Origin of the sequence: Sulfurovum sp. bin170 (assembly GCF_010892395.1) — a bacterium.
Taxonomy (GTDB): Bacteria; Campylobacterota; Campylobacteria; order Campylobacterales; family Sulfurovaceae; genus UBA1140.
In genome coordinates, this window is the sequence record NZ_JAACKB010000120.1 from 1 (window position 1) to 10,099 (window position 10,099).

Annotated in this window: 8 protein-coding genes; 7 read left to right on the plus strand and 1 reads right to left on the minus strand. The window is 39.2% G+C overall.

All coding sequences use genetic code 11. From position 1 onward, the window contains the following. The 7 genes from GSY74_RS02865 to GSY74_RS02895 form a co-directional block, all read left to right on the plus strand. On the plus strand, positions 1-925 hold a 925-nt coding region (locus GSY74_RS02865), incomplete at its 5' end, for a formate/nitrite transporter family protein (protein ID WP_164663605.1). Positions 926-1,122: 197 nt separating this feature from the next. Then, positions 1,123-1,635, plus strand: a complete 513-nt coding sequence (locus GSY74_RS02870; protein WP_164663606.1) for a hypothetical protein — start codon at positions 1,123-1,125, stop codon at positions 1,633-1,635. A 1-nt stretch (position 1,636) separates the two neighbouring features. Then, complete coding sequence (locus tag GSY74_RS02875; protein ID WP_164663607.1) at positions 1,637-5,248, plus strand: nitrate reductase subunit alpha; 3,612 nt, start codon at positions 1,637-1,639, stop codon at positions 5,246-5,248. Positions 5,249-5,277: 29 nt separating this feature from the next. Beyond that, positions 5,278-6,828, plus strand: a complete 1,551-nt coding sequence (gene narH, locus GSY74_RS02880) for a nitrate reductase subunit beta (RefSeq protein WP_164663608.1) — start codon at positions 5,278-5,280, stop codon at positions 6,826-6,828. Next, positions 6,829-7,548, plus strand: a complete 720-nt coding sequence (locus GSY74_RS02885; protein ID WP_164663609.1) for a hypothetical protein — start codon at positions 6,829-6,831, stop codon at positions 7,546-7,548. 113 nt (positions 7,549-7,661) lie between these two features. Then, positions 7,662-8,375: a respiratory nitrate reductase subunit gamma gene (gene narI, locus GSY74_RS02890; protein ID WP_164663610.1), complete on the plus strand. Its 714-nt coding sequence runs from the start codon at positions 7,662-7,664 to the stop codon at positions 8,373-8,375. Between the two features lie 45 nt (positions 8,376-8,420). Continuing rightward, positions 8,421-9,053, plus strand: coding sequence for a hemerythrin domain-containing protein (locus GSY74_RS02895; protein ID WP_164663611.1), 633 nt, complete (start codon positions 8,421-8,423; stop codon positions 9,051-9,053). A gap of 51 nt (positions 9,054-9,104) precedes the next feature. Here the strand turns inward: GSY74_RS02895 and GSY74_RS02900 are convergent, their stop codons facing one another. Then, on the minus strand, positions 9,105-9,665 hold the full coding sequence (locus tag GSY74_RS02900) for an HPP family protein (RefSeq protein WP_164663612.1): 561 nt from the start codon (positions 9,663-9,665) through the stop codon (positions 9,105-9,107). Positions 9,666-10,099 lie beyond the last annotated feature (434 nt).

Below are 10,099 nucleotides of genomic sequence, written 5' to 3' on the forward strand. Positions count from 1 at the left end.
AGGAATTGGTGACTATAAAGTCAAAATGCCAACTGCAAAAGTTCTTGTCTCAGGGTTTTTAGCAGGAGCCTATATCGCTTTTGCAGCTCAACTGATGACTACCGTTACTCATGATATGACAGGAGTATTTGGAGCAGGTTTCACTAGCTTCATTGGTGGAGGTGTGTTTGGCATCGCATTGGTGCTTGTGCTTGTGGCAGGTTCAGACCTTTTCACAGGTAACACGATGCTCTCTATGGGTTGGTTAAATGGCAACTTAAATACCAAACAGGTTTTAAACAACTGGATGCTTGTCTATATTGGTAACTTTATTGGAGCCATGTTTCTCGTCTGGTTAATCTATAACAGTAGCATGTGGGATGCACATGGGGGGCAAGTGGGTGCGAATGCTGTTACCTTAGCCTATAAAAAGGTTCATTTAACATTTACAGAAGCATTTATTAGGGGTATTGCTTGTAATTGGTTGGTCTGTTTGGCTGTTATTATGGTTGTATCTGCCAAAGATACTATGGGTAAAATTCTAGGGGCTTGGTTTCCTGTTATGGCATTTATCGCTAGTGGTTTTGAACACTGTGTTGCCAACATGTTTATCATTCCTGCAGGGATAACAGCAAGTCTAGACCCAACTGTGGCAGAGGCAGTTATGCTTACTCATCCAACTTGGGATTTGGCAACACTAAATACATCTTCTTTTATATTTGGTAACCTTATTCCTGTTACTTTAGGTAATATTTTTAGTGGTGCTGTATTGGTAGGTGGAATTTACTGGTTCTTGTATGTGAAAGAAGAGAACAAAGAGTATAGACATCTCACTATAAAAACAGAAACTTTTCGTTCATTTTTTACTACGGTGTCAGATAATCTTGTTAGGCAATATAGATATATCAAGATTATGATGTTTAGATATACCAAAGCTAAACATTAGTCACTAAAATCATTAATGAAGATTGGACTTTTGTCCAATCTAACCACAAAATACAAGTTATAAACTATATAGTTAAACACTCCTTTCTTCTAAAATTTAATTTATTATATTCATAAACAGAATTTATAACTTTTTGTTGTATTAATAACAAAAAAATGCTAAAATTCACAATCTCAATTAAAATAGGAGAAGTCACAATGAAGATTAATCGTTTAGTACTCTTTAGTTTTCTACTATCCGTAGCCTCTTTGGGCTCAGAAGTAGATAATGGTGCAGGTCTATTTGAGGGAACAAAACCGTTTTCAAACGGTGGTGTTGCTTGTATAGCCTGTCATAATGTAAATAGCCCTCTAGTTATAGGTGGTGGTTCATTAGCAAAGGATTTAACCATGTATGGTGGGGAGGCGATGGCACCTACTGTACAGTTTATGGTTGAGAAGGCTGAAAGTATGCCTTCCCCAATAATGATAGAAGCATATCGTGGTCATGAGTTAACCCCTGCCGAGGTTTCTGATTTGATTGCCTTTTTCAAAAAGGTTAACCCCGAATCAACAGATGGTGGTTTAGCAGGTCTATTTTGGCTTATTGGTCTAGTTGGTGCAGGTGGAATATTTGGTGGATTAACACTACTTGGAAGAAAAAAAGTTAAAAACAAGTCAGTCAATCAAGAGATATATGACCGACAACTAAAAACAACTTGGAAGGTATAGAATGAGCTGGATACAAGATATTGTTGACCCAAAAACAAGAAAGTGGGAAGAGTTTTATCGAAATAGATTTCAACACGACAAGATAGTAAGAAGTACACACGGTGTAAACTGTACAGGAAGCTGTTCGTGGCAGGTGGCTGTCAAAGATGGTATTGTCGTATGGGAGACACAGCAGTTGGACTATCCGCTGCTTGATGATAAACTGCCTCCTTATGAGCCTAGAGGGTGTCAAAGAGGTATCTCTTTTTCATGGTATCTGTACAGTCCAATACGGATTAAGTATCCTCTGATTCGTGGAGCTTTACTTGATGCTTATCGAGAGAAGAAAGCAGAAAATGGTGGCGATGGAATGAAAGCTTGGGCTGCTCTTCAAGCTGATAAAGCAAAGAGAAAGAGTTACCAAGAGGCAAGAGGTAAAGGTGGATTTAGACGAGCAAGTTGGGATGAGGCAAATGAGATTATGGCTATTGCTAATATCTATACTGCCAAAAAACATGGTCCTGACCGTGTTGTTGGATTCTCTCCAATTCCTGCGATGTCGATGATGAGTTATGCTGCTGGGTCAAGATTTTTACAACTTTTTGGTGGGGTCAATCTTAGTTTCTATGACTGGTATTGTGACCTTCCTCCAGCGTTCCCAGAGATTTGGGGTGAGCAGACTGACTGTGGAGAGAGTGCGGATTGGTATAATGCCAAGATGATTATTGACATGGGTGCAAACCTAAATATGACAAGAACCCCCGATGCACACTTCTTTGCAGAGGCTAGACACAACGGAACCAAAACCATTGTTTGTGCACCTGACTTTAGTATGGTTAGTAAGTTTGCAGACCAGTGGGTTCCACTTCACGCAGGTAGTGATGGTGCTTTTTGGATGGCAATTACACATGTATTGCTAAAAGAGTTCTATGTAGACAAGCAAGTTCCTTACTTTATCGACTATATGAAAAAATACTCTGATACTCCCTTCCTCGTCAAACTAGAAAAAGATGACAGTGGTGAGCTAAGAGCAGGACGACTTCTTCGAGCCAATGAGCTAGAGCAGTACAAAGATATTGAAAATGGTGAGTGGAAGTTTATCCAAGTTGATGAAGAGAGTGGCGATTTTGTAGTTCCAAAAGGTAGTGTTGGACACCGATGGGATAAGAAAGAGACTGGAAAATGGAACATGAAGCTTGAAAACGCTATTGATGATAAAGTGTATGACCCAGTTTTGAGCTTTATTGATGATTGTGATGAAGTACTGTTGGCATCATTTGATGAGTTTGGTCTTGATAGAAAAGCCACAAGAGGGGTTCCTGTTAAGTACATCACTACTACGAATGGTGAGAAAATAGCAGTGGCTACTACATTTGATATTCATATGGCTCAATATGGTGTGCCAAGAGGATTAGATGGCGACTATCCAACCGACTATACCGACAAGAGTGCCGCCTATACCCCTGCGTGGCAAGAGATATTTACAGGAATTGATAGCAAGACCATTATTAGTATTGCTAGAGAGTGGGGTCATACAGGAGAGGTTACTGAAGGTAAAAATATGGTTATCGTTGGGGCTGGTGTAAACCACTGGTATCACTGTAACCTTATCTATAGAGCAGCTACGATGGCACTTATCTTTACAGGTAGTATAGGTAAAAATGGTGGTGGTATGAACCACTATGTTGGTCAAGAGAAACTAGCCCCTGTTGACTCTTGGGGACATATCTCAATGGCAAAAGATTGGAATAACACCGCAAGAGCTCAACAGGCTCCTATCTGGCACTATATGAACACTGACCAGTATAGATATGATGGTCTCCACTCAAAATATAACGCCGTACCAAAAAATGATATGACCCAAGGTCACATGGCAGATGAGATATACAAATCTGTTAGAATGGGACACATGCCGTTCTACCCACAGTTTAGTGAAAATCCATTGAAAATTGCAGAAAAAAGTGGAGCCTCTGATGATGAGGGTATCAAAAAATATGTACTTGATTCACTAAAAGATAGAAGTATGGAGTATGCGATTGGTGATATTGATGCAGAAGAGAACTTTCCACGAGTATGGTATATCTGGAGAGGAAACTCAATCTCTGGTAGTATGAAGGGTCAAGAGTATGCTCTTAAGCACTATCTTGGAACTCACACCAATACTATTGCAACCGATCAAGATAAAACCAAAGAGGTGAAGTGGCACGAGATGGCACCAACAGGCAAAATGGACTTGGTGGTTGACCTAAACTTTAGAATGGACTCATCAGCACTATACTCTGATATTGTTCTTCCATCAGCCTCTTGGTATGAGAAAGCAGATATTAACTCTACTGATATGCACTCATTTATCCACCCACTCTCTGCGGCGATTCCTCCTGTATGGGAAGCGAAAACCGACTGGGATATATTTAAAAATATCGCAAAAGCGACCAGTGAAGTGGCAAAAACACATCTCCCTGATGTTATAAAAGATGTTGTAACTCTTCCTTTGGGGCATGATACCGAAGATGAGATAGCACAACCAACCATTCAAGATTGGTACAAAGGTGAGTGTGAAGCAATTCCTGGAAAGACTATGCACAAGATTGCTGTTGAAGAGCGAGATTACACTAAGATTTATGATAAATATATAACCCTTGGTCGAAACATGAGAAACAAAGGTGGTGGGGCTCATGGAAGTAGTTATCGAACTGATGATTTCTATGACCAGATGATAGAGTCAAATCACTTTGCTACCGAGACGATTGATGGAGTGAAGTACCCATCCCTAAAAGAGGATGTATCTGCAATTAATGCCGTACTTAATCTATCGAGTGTTACCAATGGTAAACTGGCAGTTAGAGCTTATGAAAATGCTCAAGAGAAGACAGGATTAGACCTCTCAAATATCGTTAAACACAAAGAGGGTGTGCGAATGCAGTATACAGATTTGCAAAAAGCACCACACCGATACCACTCTTCACCTGTATGGTCAGGGCTAATGATGGATAATAGAGCCTATGCTGCCTTTACCTACAATGTAGAGAAGATGGTTCCGTGGAGAACTCTAACAGGACGACAGCACACCTATATCGACCATGAGATGTATATCGGTTATGGTGAGCATCTTCCAACTTATAAGCCTTCTCCAAAAGCTGAAGCGTATGGTGACCTGCGAGAGACTGTCAAAGATGGTGATGCCAAGATTCTTAGTTGTCTAACACCTCATGGTAAGTGGCATATCCACTCAACCTATATGGACAATATCCGTATGTTGACTCTATCAAGAGGTATTGAGCCGTGTTGGTTAAATGAGTCTGATGCAGCAGAGTTGGGAATCAATGACAACGACTGGGTAGAGGTTATCAACGATAATGGTGTCTATTGTACCAGAGCAGTTGTGAGTACTAGAATACCTAAAGGGGTGACGATAGTTTATCACACTATTGAGAGAACGATTGGTCTGCCAATCTCACAAGAGCGTAAAAAGAGAAGTGGTGGTAACAACGCCGTAACGCGTGTTCGTCTCAAACCAAATCTCCTTGCTGGTGGTTATGGGCAGTTTAGTTACTACTTTAACTACTGGGGACCTGTGGCTGTAAATAGAGATACTCATGTTATCGTTAAGAAGATGACAGAAGTTGTTTTTTAGAAAATGTTTTTTAGAAAAAGGAATATAATATGGATGTAAGAGCACAAATATCAATGGTGTTTCACCTAGACAAATGTCTAGGGTGTCACACCTGTACCGTAGCGTGTAAAAATATATGGACAGACCGTAAAGGTGCTGAGTATATGTGGTGGAACAATGTTGAGACCAAACCAGGAACGGGATATCCGAGTAAATGGGAAGACCAAGAGATATATAAAGGTGGATGGGAGCGAACTAAATCTGGAAAGATTAAGTTAAAAGGTGCAGGAAAAATGAAAGGGTTATTGAATATTTTTCATAATCCAAATCTACCTGTTATTGATGATTACTATGAGCCGTTTACCTATAAATATCTTGATTTAATTGAGTCACCACAACAAGAGATGCAACCAGTTGCAAGACCTATTTCACTCATCACAGGAAAACCTATCGACATCAAGATGGGACCAAACTGGGATGATGATTTGAGTGGAACTCCTGATTTCGCAAGAAAAGACCCCAACTTGGCAAACTTGACACCTGCTGAACAGGAGTCGATGTTCCAACTAGAGAAGATGGCATTTTACTATCTTCCACGAATCTGTAACCACTGTTTAAACCCTGCTTGTGTCGCTTCGTGTCCATCAGGAGCTATATATAAAAGAGGTGAAGATGGTGTCGTACTTATAGACCAAGATGTATGTCGTGGATGGAGAATGTGTATTACAGCGTGTCCATACAAAAAGGCATACTACAACTGGAACTCAGGTAAATCAGAGAAGTGTCTGCTCTGTTACCCAAGATTGGAGTCAGGTCAAGCACCTGCGTGTATGCACTCATGTGTTGGACGAATCAGATATCTTGGAGCGTTACTCTATGATGCAGACAAGATTGAAGAGATTGCATCATCACCAGAGGGCGACCTTATCAACAATCAGATGGATATCTATCTTGACCCATTTGACCCAGAAGTGATTAAAGCAGCAGCAGAGAGTGGTGTACCAGATTCGACTATCAAAGCGGCACAAGATTCACCTATATATAAGTTTGTAAAAGAGTGGAAACTAGCTCTCCCTCTACACGCAGAGTTCAGAACACTGCCAAACCTATTCTATGTACCACCATTGTTACCAGTGATGGCATCGGTGACTCAAGAGAATGATAGTGATGGTTCAGAGCTAAACGAGATGTCTAAACACTGGACTGATAAGTGGCTCTATGACACCTCTATTGATGAGATTTTTGGAACCATTGAGCAGACAAGATTCCCAATCAAATATATGGCAAATCTATTTGGTGCAGGTGATGAAGCACTAATGGTAGATAAGCTTAAAAAATTAATGGCGATTAGAATCTATAGAAGATACAAAACTGTAGGTGATATATCACAAGAGAAATCAGACCAAGCGTTAGCAGAGGTGAATCTCACAGAAGAGGATGCAGAGGGTATCTACTATCTCACCTCTTTGGCAAAATTTGATGAGCGATTTGTTATTCCTGCTGCACACCGAGAGCAGTCTATTGAGATGATGGAGTCTACGGCAGATGTTAAAGGTAGTACAGGATTTGGCTTTATTGAGAAACCAGTAAGAGGTATGTAGATGGAGTTAAATCAATACCGACTACTCTCTAAACTTTTTGACTATCCCGATGATAGTTATCGAGAGCATATCACTAAGGTAGCAGAGGCTCTAAGAGCAGAGTACCCCTCTGTTTCTGTGGAGTTGGAGGGGCTTTTGAAGCTTCTTCCTGTGGATACTTATGATATTCAAGAACTCTATACCAAATCATTTGAAGTTCAAGCTGTCACCTCACTAGAGATAGGTTATGTGCTTTATGGCGATGATTATACTAGAGGAGAGGTTCTATCCAATCTAAATGCGGAACACAAAGCCGTAGGTAATGAGTGTGGAGGAGAGCTATCTGACCATCTTGGAAATGTTCTAAGACTTATCCCAAAGATGAGAGATAAAAAACTTCTCAATGATTTGGCAACATTAATGGTCGCTCCTGCTGTAGAGAATATGATGAAAGAGTACACTCCATCGAGTATGCAACAGAAAGATAAACTCTACAAAAAGCAGTATAAGACCTTGATTATTCCTGCATTTCCATTGGGTATGTTTCTGCATCTCTTTAAAGCACTCTATATCGTACTCGATAGTGATTTTGAACTTATCAAAGAGAACAAACCGTTTGAAGATGTAAGTTTCTTTGGCTTCCTTAAAAGTGAATTAGAGGTTGAAGAGGGTAAAAAAAGTTCCAACAGCTGTAGCACCACATTTAATACATGTGGTACGCCTACAAGTTGTGGTGTATAAGAGAACTTGCAAAAACTTATTTGGAGTCGGAGGCTTTAGCCCTGAACAACGGAGGCAGAGCCTTCCGATTCCTAGTTTTGTAGAAAATATATAGAATTAAATAGGAGTTTTATATGGACATGTTATTATTTGGGGCACTCCCCTATGTTGCCTTTGCAATTTTTGTGATTGGCTCAATCTATAGATATCAAAATGGGTTCAAATACTCATCTCTATCTTCACAGCTTTTAGAGACAGAGAAGCTTTTTTCAGCCTCTGTCGCTTTTCACATGGGAATTATTGTTATATTCTTAGGACACTTTATTGGGTTTTTCTTCCCCTCGCTCTTCTCCTCTATTGGTGGAACGAGTCTCGTCATCTTGGAGATAGTGGGTGTGATGTTTGGTGTATTAGCTATCATTGGTCTTGTGATGTTATTCATAAGAAGAGTAACTACTGATAGAATCAAAGTGGTCACAAATCGAATGGATTTAGTTATTGAGGTTCTACTGATTCTTCAATTTATCCTTGGAGTAGTTATCGCAATAGAGATGAAATGGGGTTCTAGTTGGTACGCATCAAATATGGTTCCCTATCTTCACTCAATATTCGCATTTAACCCTGATATTGCAGGGATGGTAGCGATGCCAATCTTGGTAAAACTTCATGTGGTTGGAGCATTTTTAATCATTTTGCTTATTCCATTTAGTAGATTGGTACACTTTTTAGTCGCACCATTCCATTATATAACAAGACCTTATCAAGTAGTGAGATGGAATTGGAACAGAAAAACAATCAGAGACCCAAAAACCTCTTGGGATGATATTCAAAGACCAAAGAACAATTAAATATCGTAGGGTGCGATTGCTATCGCACCAAAGTAAAGGAGTTATATGAATGCAACAGCAGAGATAGAAGAGATTAACATTGGAGAGAATGGCGCATCACCTTTCTCCCCACCAGATGCATATAGTGCATCTAACAAAGAGGATGAGGTAGCCTATGAAGATATGCACCCTTTTCTTCAAAGACTCACAGATGAGCATAAAACTTACTCTCAAAGATTAGAAAAATTTGAAGAGACACTTATGTTTATTGAGAGTGGAAAGGTTGATAGAGAGATAGATGGGCAACTGAGAGAGTTTTTTACCTTCGTTGACGAGGAAATTTCAGTTCATAATCGAAACGAAGAGAAGGTACTATTTCCACTCATTAGCAAAAAGATGAATGCAGAGGGTAGTCACTCCAAAGGAGATAGTAACTTTAATGTTATCGATGTCCTAGAGGATGACCATGTCAAAGCGATACAGTTAGTAGCAGTCACCTTTAATATGTTTGCACTATTCTCTAGAATTCCTGATGAGAGAAGCCGAATCATCATCTTGGATGTGGCACTCAATCAAGCTAAAGAGCTAGTTGAGTTGTTAAAACTTCATATCTATCGTGAAGATACGATTATCTTTAGTTATGCACATCGTAATTTTTCCTATGATGAGTTGAGTGAGATAGAGAAAAATAGTAAGTAGAGTTAGAAATTCACAATAAAAGGCAGACAGCTTAGTCTGCTTCTATAGGTGTTATACCCAATAACTAGGATAACTACGATTTTTAGGTATATTATTAATTATCAGTGCAACACTTAAAAGAATAAATGCCCCCATACCTACAGGCAGTAGAGCATAAGAGTAGCCCAAACTGTGAATATCTTCACTCCCAATCACAGCAATCAGAGCAGTAGCCCCTCCTGGAGGATGAAGTACCTGTGTGAATTGCATAACTGCAATTGAAGTGGAGACTGCGATGGCTGATGCCAACCAAAGGTCATGATAAAAGAGTTTGTAGGATGTGACACCAATAAGTGCAGAGATAATAAATCCACCTAAAACATTTCTAGGTTGTGCCAAAGGACTACCTGAGACAGCAAAAAGCAGAACAGCTGAAGCACCAAAAGAGCCTATTAACATCATCTTATCGATATGATTAACAATATCAAAAAAGACTAAAGATACGGCTCCTATCCCAATAAATGAGCCTATCCATGACCAAAGTATTTCAGAAAAATTTATGGTGCTAGAGACTCTCATCTCTCCTTTCATTTTTGAGAAATAGTTGCTTTTTAACTGATTTATTATCTCCATGCTTTATTCCTTTTTGTGATATACTCTAACTCTTCCCCCTATGAACTAAGAACATAAAATATTTTTTTCTGTTATTTTGATATAATTAAGTTGAGAATTTTACACTATTTTATATTAAAAATAAATTTTAATGGGAATAATTTTTATTTTTTTTCTTGATTGTGTCATAACTTCACGCGATTAAAAGGGAAAAAGGGCTTATTATGTGTTAGAGAGTATTTTAGAAAGGCTATAAAGATGAAGATTTTAATATTTTTTAGGAAACGAAAACTTTAGTTTCGCCTATTGCGAGGCTAAAGCCCAATGCCAATGAATTAAGCTTTTTTTGAACCAAAGAGTTCGGGTGTAAACACGCCGATTCCGAAAATGCAAATTGCATATAAGGAAACGATGGCTTCAGCCTCGCTAATTCATTGGCATTGGGCTAAAGCCAT

Coding starts and splice junctions, on each gene's coding strand:
- GSY74_RS02870 (WP_164663606.1), top strand. CDS start 1,123: ATGAAGATTAATCGTTTAGTACTCTTTAGTTTTCTACTATCCGTAGCC.
- narI (WP_164663610.1), top strand. CDS start 7,662: ATGGACATGTTATTATTTGGGGCACTCCCCTATGTTGCCTTTGCAATT.
- GSY74_RS02895 (WP_164663611.1), top strand. CDS start 8,421: ATGAATGCAACAGCAGAGATAGAAGAGATTAACATTGGAGAGAATGGC.
- GSY74_RS02875 (WP_164663607.1), top strand. CDS start 1,637: ATGAGCTGGATACAAGATATTGTTGACCCAAAAACAAGAAAGTGGGAA.
- narH (WP_164663608.1), top strand. CDS start 5,278: ATGGATGTAAGAGCACAAATATCAATGGTGTTTCACCTAGACAAATGT.
- GSY74_RS02900 (WP_164663612.1), bottom strand. CDS start 9,665: ATGGAGATAATAAATCAGTTAAAAAGCAACTATTTCTCAAAAATGAAA.
- GSY74_RS02885 (WP_164663609.1), top strand. CDS start 6,829: ATGGAGTTAAATCAATACCGACTACTCTCTAAACTTTTTGACTATCCC.